This is a genomic window from Maribacter dokdonensis DSW-8, assembly GCF_001447995.1.
GTDB lineage: Bacteria > Bacteroidota > Bacteroidia > Flavobacteriales > Flavobacteriaceae > Maribacter > Maribacter dokdonensis.
The window spans coordinates 1784212-1802007 of the sequence record NZ_LDPE01000001.1; the positions used below are offsets into that span (position 1 = coordinate 1784212).

18 protein-coding genes are annotated in these 17796 nt (G+C 35.2%); 9 read left to right on the forward strand and 9 right to left on the reverse strand.

Translation table 11 applies throughout. From position 1 onward, the window contains the following. The first annotated feature begins 162 nt into the window (after positions 1-162). The 3 genes from I600_RS07805 to I600_RS07815 are packed head-to-tail and all read left to right on the forward strand — an operon-like array spanning position 163 to position 2614. Positions 163-1221 (forward strand): 3-oxoacyl-ACP synthase III family protein, encoded by a 1059-nt coding sequence (locus I600_RS07805; protein WP_058103883.1) that lies wholly within the window; start codon positions 163-165, stop codon positions 1219-1221. A gap of 2 nt (positions 1222-1223) precedes the next feature. Continuing rightward, positions 1224-1745, forward strand: a complete 522-nt coding sequence (locus tag I600_RS07810) for a class I SAM-dependent methyltransferase (protein WP_058103884.1) — start codon at positions 1224-1226, stop codon at positions 1743-1745. A 14-nt stretch (positions 1746-1759) separates the two neighbouring features. Continuing rightward, on the forward strand, positions 1760-2614 hold the full coding sequence (locus I600_RS07815) for a glycosyltransferase family 2 protein (RefSeq protein ID WP_058103885.1): 855 nt from the start codon (positions 1760-1762) through the stop codon (positions 2612-2614). Between the two features lie 49 nt (positions 2615-2663). Here I600_RS07815 and I600_RS07820 read toward each other — a convergent pair whose 3' ends face one another. From I600_RS07820 to I600_RS07850, 7 genes are all read right to left on the reverse strand, one after another. After that, positions 2664-3173 (reverse strand): OmpH family outer membrane protein, encoded by a 510-nt coding sequence (locus I600_RS07820; protein WP_058103886.1) that lies wholly within the window; start codon positions 3171-3173, stop codon positions 2664-2666. Positions 3174-3225: 52 nt separating this feature from the next. After that, positions 3226-4077 (reverse strand): OmpH family outer membrane protein, encoded by an 852-nt coding sequence (locus tag I600_RS07825; RefSeq protein ID WP_058103887.1) that lies wholly within the window; start codon positions 4075-4077, stop codon positions 3226-3228. Between the two features lie 103 nt (positions 4078-4180). Then, positions 4181-6778, reverse strand: coding sequence for a BamA/OMP85 family outer membrane protein (locus I600_RS07830; protein WP_058103888.1), 2598 nt, complete (start codon positions 6776-6778; stop codon positions 4181-4183). 4 nt (positions 6779-6782) lie between these two features. Further along, positions 6783-7523 (reverse strand): isoprenyl transferase, encoded by a 741-nt coding sequence (locus I600_RS07835; protein WP_058103889.1) that lies wholly within the window; start codon positions 7521-7523, stop codon positions 6783-6785. 8 nt (positions 7524-7531) lie between these two features. Continuing rightward, positions 7532-8218, reverse strand: coding sequence for a type IX secretion system protein PorG (gene porG, locus I600_RS07840; RefSeq protein ID WP_058103890.1), 687 nt, complete (start codon positions 8216-8218; stop codon positions 7532-7534). A gap of 112 nt (positions 8219-8330) precedes the next feature. Next, a complete protein-coding gene (locus I600_RS07845; RefSeq protein WP_058104320.1) occupies positions 8331-9212 on the reverse strand; it encodes an NAD kinase in 882 nt (293 codons plus the stop codon). A 1-nt stretch (position 9213) separates the two neighbouring features. Beyond that, on the reverse strand, positions 9214-9870 hold the full coding sequence (locus I600_RS07850) for a CBS domain-containing protein (protein WP_058103891.1): 657 nt from the start codon (positions 9868-9870) through the stop codon (positions 9214-9216). 92 nt (positions 9871-9962) lie between these two features. Between I600_RS07850 and I600_RS07855 the strand changes: the two genes are divergently transcribed. The 6 genes from I600_RS07855 (at position 9963) to clpX (ending at position 15338) form a co-directional block, all read left to right on the forward strand. Beyond that, positions 9963-10676 (forward strand): pyridoxine 5'-phosphate synthase, encoded by a 714-nt coding sequence (locus tag I600_RS07855; RefSeq protein WP_058103892.1) that lies wholly within the window; start codon positions 9963-9965, stop codon positions 10674-10676. Further along, entirely contained in the window at positions 10673-11449 is a 777-nt protein-coding gene (locus tag I600_RS07860) for an alpha/beta fold hydrolase (RefSeq protein ID WP_058103893.1), read from the forward strand. The genes I600_RS07855 and I600_RS07860 overlap by 4 nt, the downstream gene beginning before the upstream one ends. 27 nt (positions 11450-11476) lie before the next feature. Beyond that, positions 11477-11824 (forward strand): phage holin family protein, encoded by a 348-nt coding sequence (locus I600_RS18960; protein ID WP_074672087.1) that lies wholly within the window; start codon positions 11477-11479, stop codon positions 11822-11824. 100 nt (positions 11825-11924) lie between these two features. After that, on the forward strand, positions 11925-13247 hold the full coding sequence (gene tig, locus I600_RS07870) for a trigger factor (protein ID WP_058103895.1): 1323 nt from the start codon (positions 11925-11927) through the stop codon (positions 13245-13247). An 87-nt stretch (positions 13248-13334) separates the two neighbouring features. Then, positions 13335-14015 carry an ATP-dependent Clp endopeptidase proteolytic subunit ClpP gene (clpP, locus tag I600_RS07875; protein WP_058103896.1) on the forward strand — a complete coding sequence of 227 codons (681 nt, stop codon included), beginning with the start codon at positions 13335-13337 and terminating at the stop codon, positions 14013-14015. Between the two features lie 87 nt (positions 14016-14102). Continuing rightward, complete coding sequence (gene clpX / locus I600_RS07880; protein ID WP_058103897.1) at positions 14103-15338, forward strand: ATP-dependent Clp protease ATP-binding subunit ClpX; 1236 nt, start codon at positions 14103-14105, stop codon at positions 15336-15338. Positions 15339-15416: 78 nt separating this feature from the next. Here clpX and I600_RS07885 read toward each other — a convergent pair whose 3' ends face one another. Together I600_RS07885 and I600_RS07890 are read right to left on the reverse strand one after the other, a co-directional pair. Continuing rightward, positions 15417-15977 (reverse strand): dienelactone hydrolase family protein, encoded by a 561-nt coding sequence (locus I600_RS07885; protein ID WP_058103898.1) that lies wholly within the window; start codon positions 15975-15977, stop codon positions 15417-15419. A 252-nt stretch (positions 15978-16229) separates the two neighbouring features. Then, positions 16230-17744 carry a GH3 auxin-responsive promoter family protein gene (locus I600_RS07890; RefSeq protein ID WP_058103899.1) on the reverse strand — a complete coding sequence of 505 codons (1515 nt, stop codon included), beginning with the start codon at positions 17742-17744 and terminating at the stop codon, positions 16230-16232. Positions 17745-17796: the final 52 nt, after the last annotated feature.

Below are 17796 nucleotides of genomic sequence, written 5' to 3' on the forward strand. Positions count from 1 at the left end.
CTCTCTAACCACCATATTTTAAAGCCTTTTCTAGATTTTGAAAAGGCTTTTTTAGTTGCATCATTTTGAAAAATAATGAACTGACCATCGTAAAATTTATTATGCATGCATATAATTTTTACGCCATTTCATTATATTTCAATTACAATTCAATAATTACAGATGAGCATATCAATTACGGGTACGGGTAGCTATATTCCTGAACTCAAAGTTTCCAATAAAGATTTTAATGACCACCATTTTTTAAACCTAGACGGCACAGCGTTTAAGCAAGATAACGAGGTCATTATTAAGAAATTTAAAGCCATTACCGGTATTGAAGAAAGAAGATATGCCCCAAAAGAGTATAACGCATCGGACCTTGCATATTTTGCAGCAGAAAAAGCCATAATCGATGCACAGTTAGACAAAGAAACCCTAGACTATATTATTGTTGCACATAATTTCGGGGACTTAAAGGAAGGCTATATACAAGGTGACACTTTACCTAGTTTGGCCACAAGGGTGAAACATAAATTAAAGATCAACAATCCCAAATGTGTGGCCTATGATCTGATCTTTGGTTGCCCAGGTTGGTTAGAAGGTATGATTCAAGCTAACGCTTTTATCAAAAGTGGTATAGCCAATAAATGTATGGTAATAGGTGCTGAAACGTTATCAAGAATAGTTGACGACTATGATCGGGACTCCATGATCTATGCAGATGGTGCAGGAGCCACCATAGTTGAAAGATCAGATGACGGAGGTGAAATTATCGCCCACGAATCTGCCACCTATGCCAATGATGAAGCCAATTTCCTTTTCTTTGGCGACACCTATAATAAAGAAGATGAAAAAAAGGCATACTATATTAAAATGTTCGGTAGAAAAATCTATGAGTTTGCCGTTACCAACGTACCATCAGCAATGGCTTCATGCTTAGATAGTAGCGGTATAAAAATTGACGAAGTAAAAAAGATTTTTATTCACCAAGCCAACGAAAAAATGGATGAAGCCATAGTAAAACGCTTCTACAAAATATATGATAAAGAAATGCCGGAAGGCATTATGCCAATGAGTATATCCAAGCTTGGCAATAGCTCAGTGGCAACCATACCAACACTATTTGATATAGTTAAAGCAGGTAAATTAGAAAATCAGGAAATTAAAAAGGGAGATGTTGTTATCTTTGCTAGTGTTGGCGCCGGAATGAACGTCAATGCAATGGTATACAGAATTTAAACATGTACGAAAACAGCTTTCCGAACAAACGCTATAAACATACACTTCAGTTTTTACGAAAACATATTGACCCCTCTGAATCTATTCTGGATTTAGGGGTAGAAAATCCGTTTACTGAGATAATGCGCCAAGATGGCTACCACGTTACTAATACCAAAGGCGAAGATCTAGATTTCAATTTTGATGCCGTAACCAAAACCAATGCAGATGTTCTAACAGCTTTTGAAATTTTTGAGCATCTTTTGGCCCCGTTACATTTATTGAACAATACAACTTCCAAAAAATTAGTGACTAGTATACCATTGAAATTATGGTTTTCACCAGCATACAGAAGCAAAACCGATAAATGGGACAGACATTACCACGAATTTGAAGATTGGCAATTTGATTGGCTTCTAGAAAAAGCAGGTTGGGAAATTCAAGATTCTATGAAGTGGACCAATCCTGTAAAGAAACTTGGTTTTAGACCATTTTTAAGGCTATTTACGCCAAGGTATTATATTGTGTACGCTACACGAAAATAAGGCACCTATAAACTATGGATTACTACGTGGTGATACCCATACATAATGAAGAGGATTTTCTACCGAAAACCTTAGACTCCGTTCTGGAGCAAACATTAGCACCCAAGAAAGTAATTCTTGTCAATGACAATTCTACTGATAATACTGAAAATATCATAAATGAATACATCCTTAAAAGTAGTGTTTTCAAAAAAATAAATTCAATATCATCAGCTCAGCATATGCCAGGAAGTAAGGTGGTAAATGCTTTCAACAAAGGTTTGGAACAACTTGATGAAAATTACAACTTTATAGTAAAACTAGATGCCGATCTAATTTTGCCCTCCAATTATTTTGAAACCATCAGTAATCATTTCAAACAAAAGAAAAATTTAGGGATTTGTGGCGGATTCATTTATGAGCAAAAAAATAACGGAGAATGGGTTTTAAACCATCCTATGGACAAAGACCACATTAGAGGTGCCATAAAAGCATATTCCAAAGATTGTTTTAAGGCAATAGGAGGCTTAAAAAATGCCATGGGCTGGGATACCGTAGATGAACTATTAGCGCGATATAACGGCTTTACATTGCACACCGATGATGAACTCAAGGTAAAGCATTTAAGACCCACAGGAAAAGCCTATAACGCCAAAGCTAAAAGGTTACAAGGAAAAGCAATGTACAGTATGCGTTATGGATTTATAATCACAACTATTGCCTCTTTGAAAATGGCCTTGAAGAATAAATCTATAAAGTCATTTTGGAACAATATGCTTGGATACATACAAGCTACAAGAAATAATACTGCTTATTTAGTAACTGAAGAAGAAGGTAAATTCATCAAAGACCTGCGGTGGAAGAATATAAAGAGAAAAATTAAAGCATAAAAAAAGCCATCTAAATAGATGGCTTTTTTTATATTCTATGAGTTTCTAATTAGAAACCTAATTGTTTTTTAACATCAGCTAAAAGGTCTTTACCCTTTGCAACGATCAAACCACCACCTGCTTGTGCATCAATTACGTAGTCAAACCCTTGCGCAGCCGCTACTTGTTCAATGGCCGCTTTAGCTTTCTCAGATATAGGAGCGAACAACTCGGCCTGTTTCTTTTGAAATTCTTGTTGAGCTCTTTGCTGAGCCTCACCAATATTCTTTTCGTAACCTTGTAGTTCTATAGCTCTTTTTTCATTCTCTTCTTTAGACTTAGAAGCTGCTTCATTTTGGTATTGCGTGTATTTGTTACGCAATTCTGTCATTGAACCTTCAATATCTGCATTATAAGTCTCTTGTAATTTTTTAAGTTCTGCTTCTGCAGCTTTCATCTCTGGCATTGCTGATAATAATTTAGTAACATCAATGTGAGCTACTTTACTTTGGGCATTTACAAAACTTGTCGTTGCTACGAACAACAATAAGGCTACCACAATTTGTTTTACTTGTTTCATGAGTGTAATTTTAATTCAATTTTGAGTGTTAATGTGCGGTCGTTAAACCTATTTAAATAGTACCGTTATCATCTTTTTCGGTATCGCTATTTTCTTCTTCTTTATTATCGTTTCTTTCCTTTAACTTTTCTTGTCTTTTAGCCTCGCGCTCCTCCAATAACTTCTTTCTTCTTTCCTCGTAGGCTTTTTTACGCTCTTCACGTAATTTCAATTGTTCCGCTTTGGCATCTGCTGCACTTTTCTCCCTAGTTTCAGCAGCTTGTGCCGCTTTATCTAAACGCTCTTGCAACGCTTCACTAACTTCCTCCTCTTCTTCGCCCTCAAAATCATCTAATCTACTACGATCATTTGACTTTTTAGCAGGTTTGCTAATTTTTCTTGTTCTAGCAATACCCCTAAGCACTAAATCACTAATATCATGCCTTTTTTCGGAATACAACATTACAACATCCGCAGATTTATCAAAAATAAAATCATACTTTTTATTAGCCCCAATTTTCTGAACTTCATTGAACACTTGATCTTGTATGGGCTGAATCAACCTTCTTTTTTGCAACACCAAGTCCCCTTGAGGTCCAAAACGATCTTGTTGATACTCGATCATTTCACGTTCCAAAATCTGTATTTCTTCTTCCCGTTCTTCTATAAGCTCAGGTGTTAATAGCACTTTCTCCGCCATTAAATCCTTTTTCATCTGCTCAACAATACTCTGCTTCTGCTCTACTTCAACTTTCCAACGTTGCACTTTAGTCTCTAACTGTTCTGTAGCCTCTCTGTACTCCTCTACATTTTGCAAGATATACTCCATATCCACATAAGCCATTCTTACACCACGTTGGGCAAAACCCTGTATTGTCATACATATGACCGATACAACTAATAGAACTTTTCTTTTTGTACTCATTGTTAATCTCGTTTAATCCTATAGAAAATATCGTGCCAAAATTACTAAATCTTTTAAAATTAAAGGATTAGCAAAAAGCACAATGATAATAATTCAATGAAAATTAAAACTGTTGACCAATGATGAAGTGCGTTTGCCATCCGCTTGGTCCTACAGAACCTGGCACGTAGTCTTCGTCGAATCCGTAACCAAAGTCAATACCAAGTAAACCAAATGCTGGCATAAAGATGCGCAGCCCTACACCGGCCGATCGTTTTAATTCAAACGGATTAAACTCTTGAAAATTGTTGAAGGCATTACCACCTTCTAAAAATGCTAGTCCGTAAATGGATGCAGACGGCTTCAGAGTCAAAGGATATCTTAGTTCTAAAGAGAATTTATTATAGATCAAAGCACCATCGGGTGAAGTTGCCCCTTCAGAATAAGGAGTTATAGATTGATTGTCATAACCTCTTAATTGTACCACATCTCTACCATCTAATGTAAAGTTACCTAAACCATCACCACCAACATAAAAACGTTCAAAAGGTACATCTCCTACAGCACTATTATAATTACCAAGGAAACCAAATTCAGCATTACTACGCAACACCAACTTATCTACTAGAGTAGTATACCAATCTCCCTTGAATTTGACTTTATAATATTCTAACCATCTAAATCTTTCCTGATCCAAATCTTCCAATTCAGATTGTTCAGCTGTGGTTAAACCAACCGAATTCTTTTGATCTTCCAATTCATCAGATCTATCTTTTAACTCCCTATAATCTTTATCACTGAACAAAGACCAAGGAGGAGTAAACTTGGCACTAATTTCAAAATTAGACCCTCCTCTTGGGAAAATTCTACCACCTTGCGTGGCGTTTCTTGAGATACCAAAGGTATACGCTAATGAATTTGCCTTACCGTCACCAAAGTTGAATAGACCAATATTATAGTTTCTAAAATCATACAACTGGTAACTTAAGGAATGTGAAATGGTAAAGAAATCATCTGGCCATTGTACACGTTTTGCCAAACCAGCAGTAATACCCGTAATAGAAAATTGTTGATCCTTATCTATATCAATATCACCACTACTATCATAAGAGGCAGCAAATTGCTGTGTTCTAGACATACTAAGGTTAAAACGTACCGGCTTTTTACCACCCAACCATGGCTCAGCAAAGTTTAAGCTATAGACTCTATACGTTTGACTGGCCTGTAAACGTAGCGCAAATGTTTGACCATCACCCATAGGTACCGGCTTATATTTTTCACCTTTAAACAAATTCTGAATAGAGAAATTACTAAAAGACAATCCTAAAGTACCAATGAAGCCACCGCCACCATAACCACCTTGTAGTTCTATTTGACTTGACCCAGATTCTACCAGACTCCAAGCTAAATCTACAGTACCCTCATTAGGATTAGCGTTCAATACATCTGGAGTAATTTGTTCAGCATCGAAAAAGCCCAACTGACCTAACTCACGAATACTTCTGATAATATCTGCCTTATTATACTTTTGACCTGGTCTTGTACGCAGTTCACGATAGATGACATGGTCATTTGTCTTATCATTACCAGAAACGGTTACATGGTTTAAAAACGTTTCTTTACCTTCTATAATCCTAATTTCAAAATCAATAGTGTCATTGGCAGCAGAAATTTCTACCGGATTAATGGTCGAGAACAAATAACCATTATTTTGATACAAACTAGTAACATCATTAGGGTCCGGTTTAGAATTATCCGCAATTCTTTCACGCAATAAAACACCATTATAGGTATCTCCCTTTTTTATACCCAATACTTGATTCAATTGACGATCGGTATAAACTGTATTACCCACAAAATCAATATTACCAAAGTAGTACTTATCGCCTTCTTCCACTTTAATCTTTAAATCGATATTGTTTTCATCGACTTTAATAATAGAATCAGAGATTACCCTAGCATCACGATATCCATTTTCAGCAAACTTATCAATCAAAAGACCAAGGTCCTCCTCATAATCTTCTTCAATATATTTCGATTTTTTCCAAAAACGACCTAATTTTTTCTGCTTTGTATTTTTTAAGGCTTTACGTAATTTTTTATCGGATAATTGCTCATTACCCTCAAAACTAATACTACGAATCTTTACTTTATCACCTTTATTAACGTTTACCACCATATTCTGGGTATTGGTATCCGTTGTATCTTTAGAAGTGGCTATAGTAACTTCAGCATTTAAATAACCTTGCTTCTTATACTTATTAGCAATATAGTTTTTTGAATTGGAAATTAAACTTTCAGTAATTTTCTTTCCTTTTTTTAGATCTGTATCTTTAATAAGACTTTCTACCTTACCTTTTTTAACACCATAAAACTTAACATTGGTCAAAGTAGGTCTTTCAATAATATTTAATTCTAAGAAAACAGTATTCTCCTCTATATTGGTAATGAAAATGTCAATTTCACTAAAAAGTTCTAGACCCCAAAGTTTTTTAATGACTTCACTAATTTGTTCTCCTGGCAACGTTATAGGCTGCCCTACTCTTAAACCTGTATAGGTTTTAACCGTTTGCTCGTTATAACTTTGAAGACCAGTTACATCTAACCCTCCTAAAATATAACTTTTGCCATCTTCATAGGATTGATCCTGTGCAGCGGCAATAAAGGTGGTTAAAAATAAAAGGGTGGTTAAAAATTGGTTCAAGGATATGAACCTAGTCATATCTTTAAGTGAGTTGTTCGCTAGTTTTTCCAAATCTTCGTTCTCTGTTCTGGTAGTTTTTGATGGCCTCCACTAAGTGATGCTCTCTAAAATCAGGCCAATATACATCAATAAAATATAACTCCGCATAAGCTATTTGCCATAATAAAAAATTACTGATCCGATGTTCTCCACTAGTACGGATAAGTAAGTCTACGTCAGGCAAATCATGCGTGTAAAGATGGCTATTTATAATGTCTTGGTCAATGTTTTCAACTGAAATTATATTATTTTTAACTTTGGTACTGATCTCTTTGACCATAGACTGTAGCTCTTCGCGAGCCCCGTAACTTAAGGCAAGGGTCAATGTCATCCCTGTATTTTGCTTAGTTTGCTCCATTACATCTACCAACTCCTTATAAGCTTTTGCAGGCAATGCATCTATGTTGCCAATAGTATTTAAACGTATGTTATTTTTGTTAAAAGTTTTAAGTTCTTTCTTTAAAGATGAGACCAAAAGGCGCATAAGTGTTTGCACTTCTATCTTTGGTCTGTTCCAATTTTCTGTTGAAAATGTATAAAGTGTAAGAAAATCTATTTTTAATTGAGCGCATTGTTCTACAACTATCCTAACGGTCTTTACCCCATGTTCATGACCAAACACCCTTAGTTTACCACGTTCTTTTGCCCATCTACCATTACCGTCCATAATAATAGCAAGGTGCTTTGGAACATTCAGCTTGTCAATTTCGTTACTATCGCTCATCTTTATATTTACTCAAAACAATCCATACAAGGCTTTCTGCCAAAAGTATAGGTCAAGGTTAATCCAGAAAAAACATACCAGTCATCACTAAAAATGTTTCCGAATTGGAATTCTTCAAAGTTAGAACCTTCTGGATTACTACCATCTAAATTATCGGTAAAGGTATACCTAGCCCCTATTTCGCCTCCAAAAATAAGAAACTGATTGATACGATACTTAAAACCAACGGTCATTGGCACCGCAAAACTACCTTCTTTCTGATTTATTTCTTGAAGAACCCCACCATTAAAATACTGGTAATCATATCTAAAGTAAGTAAGACCGGTATATAAATAAGGTGTAAATGCCGGACCCAGTTTGTGCAAATTATATTCAACAAAATTAAACTCTAGCCCAACCGACCCTTCTAAAATAGAATTATCTATGACATAACCTCTTTGCTGCCTGGCCGTAGAACTAGATTTATTGTCATCTGCAGTGAATTTACCGTACGTTAAGCTTCCTCTCCAAGCATATCTTTTACTGATATTCCATTTGAACAATCCGCCAAAAGCAATATCGGAAGGTAAAATATAATTTGTTCTACCTACATCACTTATAGTATTGGCTCCACCAGCAAAAATACCTACTTCATATGTCTGCGATCGCAAACCCGAAAATGAAAGTAAAAGGATCAATAACGTTATATAACGCATAAAATGGGTTTTTAATTATTGGCACTATAGGGCTCTAAAAAACGGGTACCATAATTTTTATGTTCTCAAAGGATAAACAGCAATTGAAAGTATTTATTGTTCTAAAGGAGGTTCAATTTCGTCTATCTTCACCCCAAAGCAGCTTATTTCTTAAGGTCTTTAAAAAACTTTCTGAAGTATATTCTATCATTTTAATTGTAAAAGGTGCTTTGCTAATGGTTATCTCTTCACCATTCTCCAAAGAAGCTATTCTAGAGTCTAAGGAAACCAAGTGGTTATCTTCCCTACCCGAAACCTTTAACCGAATTACCGTGTCATCTGATATTACCAACGGTCTTGCATTTAAATTATGGGGAGCAATTGGCGTTAACACCAATGATTTAGCAGTAGGCACAATAACAGGACCACCGCAACTTAATGAATAACCTGTTGAACCTGTTGGTGTAGAAATTATTAAACCGTCTGCCCAATAAGAGGTAAGGTATTCATTATTTAAATAAGTCTCCACCGTAATCATAGAGGTAGTGTCTTTTCTGCTGACCGTAATTTCGTTCAAAGCAAAATTCAAATCCCCGAACTCAACATCCAACTCCTTGGTATTCAGCTGAACCAAACTACGTTCTACCACAGTATACGCCCCTTGCTTAAATTCTTGCACTACTTTACGAACATCTTCTTTCTTAAACGTTGACAAAAATCCCAATCTACCTGTATTTACACCTACTATAGGTATACCTAGGTCTTTAACAAATGTTGTAGCTCTTAATATGGTACCGTCACCACCAAAACTCACGAACATATCAAAAGTGGCATCCAAACCCTTTTCCATAGTAAATATTGGAAATGTTTCAGATTCATCATGCAACTTATATAGTTCGTAAAAATCTTTCTCTATGGAAACTTCTGCAGATACTTTGTTCAACTCATCTAACAATTCAATGAGATATTCAATAGCATTATCTTGATAGGTTTGACCGTATACCGCTACTTTCATATTATACATTAAGATATTTATCCAAGTAATCTGATCGTTTTTTCAAATCTTCCAGAAACTCATCATCACTATTACCAAATAAAATATGGTAATTATAACGCCTAAATGTCTGTACTACCTTATTATAGTTATTGGCAGTAATCTTTAAGGTTACCTGTACGATATCATTTTGGGTATCGGTAATAAATCCACCAATGAGTTTGGCATTATTACTCTCTACAATTTGTGCAATTTCACTAAAGGAATAATCCTTAATACCTGTAGCCACTACCAAAATACTACCTGGATCCGTAAAGAAAGGGGTATCAATAAACTCGGCAACAATATCGGTAAGGCAATAATAACCTACCACCTCTTCTTTTTCATTCAAAATAGGCAGTAAATTAGCCTCGTTACGGGCAAAAACCTCAAGAACATCAAGCCAATTGGTTTCCCTACGGGCAAAAAAACTTTGAAGCTCATACCTAAAGTCTTCTATTTTTGAGTCCGGCAATAAACCGTCCGCATCAATCTCGGAAAATAAACCTAAAAACCTTCCATCTTCCAATATAGCAATATGGGAATAGGTAGTGTCTTGAAAAAACTCCAATATTTTTTCAGAAGTATCCTTGATATCGAATACCGGTAAGTTCGTAATGATATGTTCTTGAATATGCATAAGCCTATTTATAACGCAAAATAACAATTAATAATATCAAAAGGCGTGCCTTATTTGTATTTTTGATGCTCTTAAAAGGTAAATAAGACACAATGACAAAACTTAGCGTTAACGTTAACAAAATTGCAACTCTTAGAAATGCCCGTGGCGGTAATGTTCCAAATTTACTGAAGGTAGCTACAGACATAGAAAGTTTTGGAGCCCAAGGTATAACCATACACCCAAGACCAGATGAAAGGCATATTAGATATCAAGATGCCAGAGATCTAAAAAAAACAGTACAAACAGAATTCAACATAGAAGGCAACCCAATATCAAAATTTATTGATTTGGTACTAGAAGTAAAGCCAGAACAAGTGACGTTAGTACCGGACTCCGTTGATGCGATCACCTCTAATGCAGGTTGGGATACCATAAAGCATAAAGAATTTTTAACCGATGTTATAAAAACGTTCAAATCTGCCGGAATCAGAACATCTATTTTCGTAGATCCGGACCCAAAGATGATAGAAGGAGCACAAGTTGTTGGTACCGACCGAATAGAACTTTACACGGAAAGCTATGCCGTTGATTATGAAAAAAGCAAGGAGAAGGCCATACTACCTTTTGTAGAAGCTGCAAAAAAAGCAAATGAACTAGGATTGGGCATCAATGCAGGTCATGACCTAAGCTTGGACAATATTGAATATTTTGCAAAAAATATTCCTAACTTACTAGAGGTATCCATTGGTCATGCGCTAATTAGTGAAGCACTTTATTTAGGGCTGGACAATGTAGTAAACATGTATTTACAAAGATTAAAATGAAACAGATATTACATTCGGTAATTTTAGGCGAAGGCAAACCCCTATGTATTTTACACGGTTTCCTGGGCATGCTAGATAATTGGAAAACATTAGGAGCACAATATGCAGAAAATGGGTTCTGCGTACACCTAATAGACCAAAGAAATCACGGCAAAAGCTTTCATTCACCAGATTTCAACTATGACATTTTAGCCAACGATTTTTTAAATTATTTAGATGCGCATACAATTGAAACCACTGCTTTAATTGGACATTCAATGGGTGGTAAGACCGCCATGCAATTTGCCTGCACCTATCCTGAGCGTATTAGCCAATTATTAATTGCCGATATAGCACCAAAATACTATCCGCCACATCATCAAGATATCATTAACGGTCTAAATGCCATTGACACTACCCATTTAAAATCCAGAAATGATGCCGACGAGCAATTAAAAAAGCATTTAGCAAACCCTGGTATTCGTCAGTTTTTATTAAAAAATCTTGAAAGGGATGAAAATAAAAAACTACGTTTTAAATTTAATCTAGAGGTTTTAAGTGAAAAAATGGAAGATATTGGGGACAATATCAACAGTACGGATAGCTTTGACGGACCCACTTTATTTCTAAGAGGAGACAAGTCTGAATATGTCACTAAAAATGATTTTGAAACTATACAAAGACACTTTCCAAAAGCTACTGTTGAAAGTATCGATAATGCTGGGCATTGGCTACATGCGGAAAACCCAGAACAGTTCTTTGAAAAATCAATGAACTTCTTTGACCAAGGCTAAACTTTTAACCCTATAAAATATACTCCTATGAAACTAATTTTGAGAATCCTTTTAAGTGCAATTGCTGTCATCATCTTAGCAAATGTATTACCTAATGTATCCGTAGATAGTTTTATGACCGCGGTCATAGTTGCCGTTGTACTCAGTATACTGAATTTACTGGTAAAACCTATATTGGTAATCCTAACATTACCGGTAACGGTAATAACTTTTGGTCTTTTTTTACTGATCATAAACGCTTTGATCATTCTTTTGGCAGATAACCTCATTGACGGTTTTGCTGTCGGAAACATTTGGTGGGCATTGATTTTTAGCCTCTTGCTATCATTTTTACAATCAATCTTTTTTTCGTTGTTAAAAGAAGACAAGTCATAGTTGCTTGTGATTTGAAATTCAATACTTTAAAAAATTGGTTGACTTTGCAAAATGTAGTATTTTTGCATCCCATTTTACACATGCAAATAGATATTAAGGAATGAATATTACGAAAGAGCAGATAGACGATTTAAATGCAGTAGTTAAAGTTGCTATCACAAAAGAAGATTACCAAGATAAGGTAGACACCATTTTAAAGGATTATAAGAAGCAAGCTAATATTCCTGGTTTTAGAAAAGGCCAAGTTCCTATGGGGCTTATAAAGAAGCAATATGGTAAAGCTGTATTGGTAGATGAGGTCAACAAATTATTACAAGACAATCTTAACAAATATCTTACAGAAGAAAAATTAGATGTTCTTGGTAACCCATTACCAAAACAACAAGACAATTTTGACTGGGACCAAGATGAATTGGCGTTTGAGTTTGAATTAGGGCTTGCACCTGATTTTGAGGTTTCCTTGAAGACCAAAAAAGCAATAACCCAATACAAAATTGTAGCTGACGATAAAATGGTCAATGAACAAGTTGAGCGTATTCAAAAACAATACGGTAAACTAGTCAGTAAAGATGAGGTTAGCAAAAACGATGAAGTAAGTGGTACTTTTTTCAATGAAGCCGAAGAGATCGATAGCAAAACAATGATCGAAACGGACAAATTGAAAAGCAAAAAAGCTTTAGATGCTTTAAAAGGTAAAAAAGTAGGCGATGTTGTTACACTAAAAACCAAAGGTCTATTTAAAGAAGATCATATGCTATCTAGCGCTTTAGGTATTGACAAGCAAAAAGCCGAAGCATTGGATACCGAAGTTACCTTTACTATATCGGAAATTAACGAAAGAGAAGCTGCAGAATTGAACCAAGAGCTTTTCGATAAGCTTTTTGGTCCTGATAGCGTAAAATCTGAAAAGGAATTAAAAGAGCGTATTAAGGAAGATTCAGAAAAGCAATTTGAGCAACAGGCAGATCAAAAGTTATTGAACGATGTTACTGAATACTTTATAGAAAACACCAAATTTGAACTACCTACAGGCTTCTTGACCAAGTGGATTCAAATGACCGGTGAAGAACCATTATCTGAAGAGCAAGCAGCTGAAGAGTATGCAAAATCAGAAAAAGGATTGCGTTACCAACTAATTGAAGGTAAAATAATTCGCGATAATGAGTTACAAGTTCAGTTTGAAGAATTGAAAGAATTCTCTAAAAGATTTATTCGTTCTCAAATGGCACAATTTGGTCAATTAGATCCAAAAGAAGAGGAGTTAGATTCTATAGCTGCTCGTGTTTTAGGTAACCAAGATGAAGTAAAAAGACTATCTGAACAATTGATGAGTCAAAAATTATTGAATCTTTACAAAGAAAAGGCAAACCTTAAGACTAAGGAGGTTACCTATGAAAATTTCGTGAAAGAAGTTTACGGATAATTCCAAACAATAAATTAAGTATCTTTACGGTGCCGGAAATATAATTTTCGGCACCTTTTTTTACTCAAAAATATAGACATACAATTTATGGATTACGGAAAAGAATTCAAGAATTTCGCTATAAACGACCAAGGAATCAGTAGCACATATTACGATTCTATAATGAGCAGCATGTACCCAACGAACATGACGCCGAACATTATTGAAGAACGTTCTATGAATATTGTAGCAATGGACGTTTATTCGCGTTTAATGATGGACCGCATCATTTTTATGGGAACCGGTATTAATGATCAGGTTGCCAACATTATACAAGCACAATTATTGTTTTTGGCCAGTGTAGATGCCAAGAAGGATATTCAAATTTACATTAACTCACCTGGAGGCAGTGTGTATGCAGGTTTAGGTATTTATGACACCATGCAGTTTATCTCTCCAGATGTAGCAACAATATGTACAGGTATGGCAGCATCAATGGGTGCCGTATTATTATGTGCAGGAGAAAAAGGAAAACGTAGTGGTTTACAGCATTCACGTGTTATGATCCACCAACCTTTAGGTGGTGCACAAGGTCAAGCCAGTGATATTGAAATTACGGCTAGAGAAATCTTAAAATTAAAAGATGAGCTTTACCAGATCATAGCTGAACACTCTGGTACAGATATCGAAAAAGTACGTGAAGATAGTGATCGTGATTACTGGATGAAGGCAGATGAAGCTCTTAAATACGGTATGATAGATGAAATATTGGTAAGGGAGAAGAAATAATTTCGACTAACTTATTCAAATAAATAGATGATTTTTAAACCAAAAACGATTTTAAATCGTTTAGGTATAGAATTGAGAAGATAGATAATGGCAAAGGAAAATTTAGAGTGTTCATTTTGCGGCAGAAAAAAACCAGAAACAAACTTGTTGATTGCTGGTCTTGACGCACATATTTGCGACCGTTGTATTGAGCAAGCACATGGTATTGTAGCAGAAGAATCAAAACAAACGAAGACCAACGATCTTTCTTCTGAACTTGTTTTAAAAAAACCACAAGAGATCAAAGAGTTTCTTGATACTTTTATAATTGGTCAAGAACGTACCAAAAAGGTAATGTCTGTTGCAGTTTACAATCATTACAAAAGATTATTACAACCTTCTTCAAAAGAAGATGATGTAGAGATACAAAAAAGTAATATTGTTATGGTTGGTCAGACCGGTACAGGTAAGACCTTAATGGCAAAGACTATTGCCAAGTTACTTAATGTACCGTTAGCTATAGTTGATGCTACCGTATTAACCGAAGCTGGTTATGTTGGTGAAGATGTAGAAAGCATTTTGACCCGTCTTTTACAGGCAGCGGATTACAACCTAGAGAAAGCGGAAAGAGGTATTGTTTTTATAGATGAGATTGATAAAATTGCACGTAAAAGCGACAACCCTTCCATAACAAGAGATGTATCTGGTGAAGGTGTTCAACAAGGGTTATTAAAACTTTTAGAAGGCACAACGGTTAATGTTCCGCCTAAGGGAGGAAGAAAACATCCTGATCAAAAGTTCATTGAAGTCAATACCGAGAATATTCTATTCATTGCCGGTGGAGCTTTTGATGGTATAGAACGCGCCATTACCAAAAGGTTAAACATGCAAGCCGTTGGGTATAGCGCATCAAAATCTGACAGTACTTTAGACGATGACAATTTATTACAATATATCATCCCTAAAGATTTAAAGGATTTTGGACTTATTCCTGAAATAATTGGTAGACTACCGGTTCTTACACATATGAATCCGTTAGACAAGAAAACGTTAAGAGCAATTTTAACCGAGCCAAAAAATGCAATCATTAAACAGTATGAAAAACTGTTTGCTATGGATGATATTACTTTTAGTATTACCGACCAAGCATTGGATTATATTGTAGAAAAAGCTATTGAATATAAGCTTGGAGCTAGAGGCTTGCGTTCTTTATGCGAGGCTATTTTCACCGATGCGATGTTTGAAATGCCTAGTTCAGGTGAAACCAACTTTAAGGTAACAAAACCATATGCCGAAGAAATGTTATCTCATGATACCATTAAAAAATTAAAGGCCGTTTCATAAATACCAATGTATACAAAACAAAAAAGCGAAGATTTTCATCTTCGCTTTTTTTATGCATTATATTCTTTTATAAGATAATTACACCACCTTTTTTTTAACCTGTGGCGCAATCTGTGTTACCTCTTGCAATAAGTCCATACAGACTTTTTTAATGATTTTCTCATCGGTATAAAGTGTATGCCCATAACCTGGCAATACTTCCATTTCAACACCTAGTTTATCACCCCATTCTTCGCTAGGTCTAAACTCGTCATTGGCACCGTATACCAACTGAAAAGGAATATTAGGCCTATCGTTCATTTTTCTGATTCTAGTTGGAGAAACACCATATAAAGATTTAACAGGCAAACCTTTTTTCGCTGCTTCCCAAACTATGGTAGCACCTGTACTAAAAGCTAAATAGTAGCAAGCCTCCGTTTCTTTCTTTAACAAATGAGACACAGCAGTGTCCGTACCACCTTCAATAAAGGCATTATGTACATTTTCTTCCGTTTGGATCAAAATATCCAAATTTGCCAATTGTTGGCTATCATAAAAAGTAATATCAAAATACTGTTGTAGATACCCTAAATAAGACGTAATCCACAATCCTTTTTTAGCGCCCCACATATCTGAAACGATCACTAATTTTTCTGCCATAATAATAGTATTTATAGTATTGGTTAAGTTTTGCTTCAGCAAGTTGTATTAATTATCCTACCAATCCCTATTTAATTGTCTACAGGTTAATATTATCGATGTAGTTCCTAATTTTAGGATTTATAAAAAAATGAAACATCAACGTTTAACTGAAAACAAAGTTTACATTAACATCAGCTAATTTAGAGCAAGTGTTGCCAAAAAATAAAATTTTGTTGTGATTGGACTAATATTTAGTGTGTATAGAGCAAATTACTTGTTCATGAGCAAAAGCTCATCTAAATAATCCCTTTTATTAGACAATCTGGGTATCTTATGCTGCCCGCCCAGTTTGTCATTTTTCTTCAACCAATCATAAAAAAGATTTTTTCTGGCTTCATGAATTATGGGAGCATTCAAAGTAATATTATGAAGTCTCTTTGCTTCATAATCAGAATTAAGAGATTTTAATGCATTATCAAAAATCTCAACAAACGCTTTAAAATTTTCAGGTAGTTTTCTAAATTCCATGATCCACTCATGTGCACCTTTTTCTTTATTGACCATAAAAACCGGTCCGGCGGTGTAGTCCATTATTTCTGCGCCGGTTTTTGCACATGCTATTTTTAAAGCTTCTTCGGCATTTTCAATTATAAGCTCTTCGCCAAATACATTAATATGATGTTTTGTTCTACCGGTAACTTTAATACGATACGGGCTTTTTGAAGTAAAACGTACCGTATCCCCTATTTTATATCGCCACAGACCAGAATTGGTCGTTATAACAATGGCATAGTTTTTACCAAGTTCAATATCCCATAACGGTATAGCTTCTTCATTTAATTCGCCATATATGTTCATAGGTATAAACTCATAAAAAATACCGTAGTCTAACATCAGCAGTAAATCGTCTGCACCATTTCTATCTTGAATGGCAAAAAAACCTTCAGAGGCATTATAAATTTCGTAATATCTAAAATTGCTTTTAGGAAGTATCTTTTTGTATTGCTCTTTGTATGGGTTAAAATTTACACCACCGTGAAAATAAACTTCAAGATTTTCCCACACCTGAAATAAATTATCCTTACCTGTTTCCTCTAGCACTTTATTCATAAGCACTAACATCCATGATGGCACACCGGCCAAACTAGTTACGTTTTCATGAACACTTTCATGAATAATGGCCAAAAGCTTACTTTCCCAATCGCTCATTAACGACACCTTGTTACTAGGCGTACTGCTATACTCGGCCCATAAGGGCATGTTATCTATTAGTATGGCAGATAAATCCCCAAACAAAGAACCATTATCCTCGTATAACTCTTTACTACCACCTAAACGAAGGCTTTTACCAGTGAAAAGTTGTGAATTTTCATTGTTATTTAAATAAAGACATAAAAGATCTTTACTGGATTTATAGTGACAATCTTCCAAAGCCTCTGCGCTCACCGGTATAAACTTACTTTTAGCATTGGTTGTTCCACTACTCTTGGCAAACAATTTTACTTTGGTTGGCCAAAATAAATTCTGTTCCCCTCTCCGGGTACGTTCAATTATAGGCTGAACTTCCTCGTAAGAAACAATAGGCAATCTTTCTTTAAATTGATTATAAGATTCAATAGATTCAAAATCATAGGTTCTACCCACCTCGGTATCTTCTGCAAATTCTAACAATTGCAACAAAACTTCTTCTTGGACTTCTTCGGGGTATTTTAAAAAGAGTTCAATCTGGTGAAATCGCTTTTTAAGCAACCAAGAGGCAATAGAATTAAATAGGGTAATTGGCATTTATAGGTATCTTTGTCTTGCTAAAAGTAGCGTATCTAATTATCATTTTCAA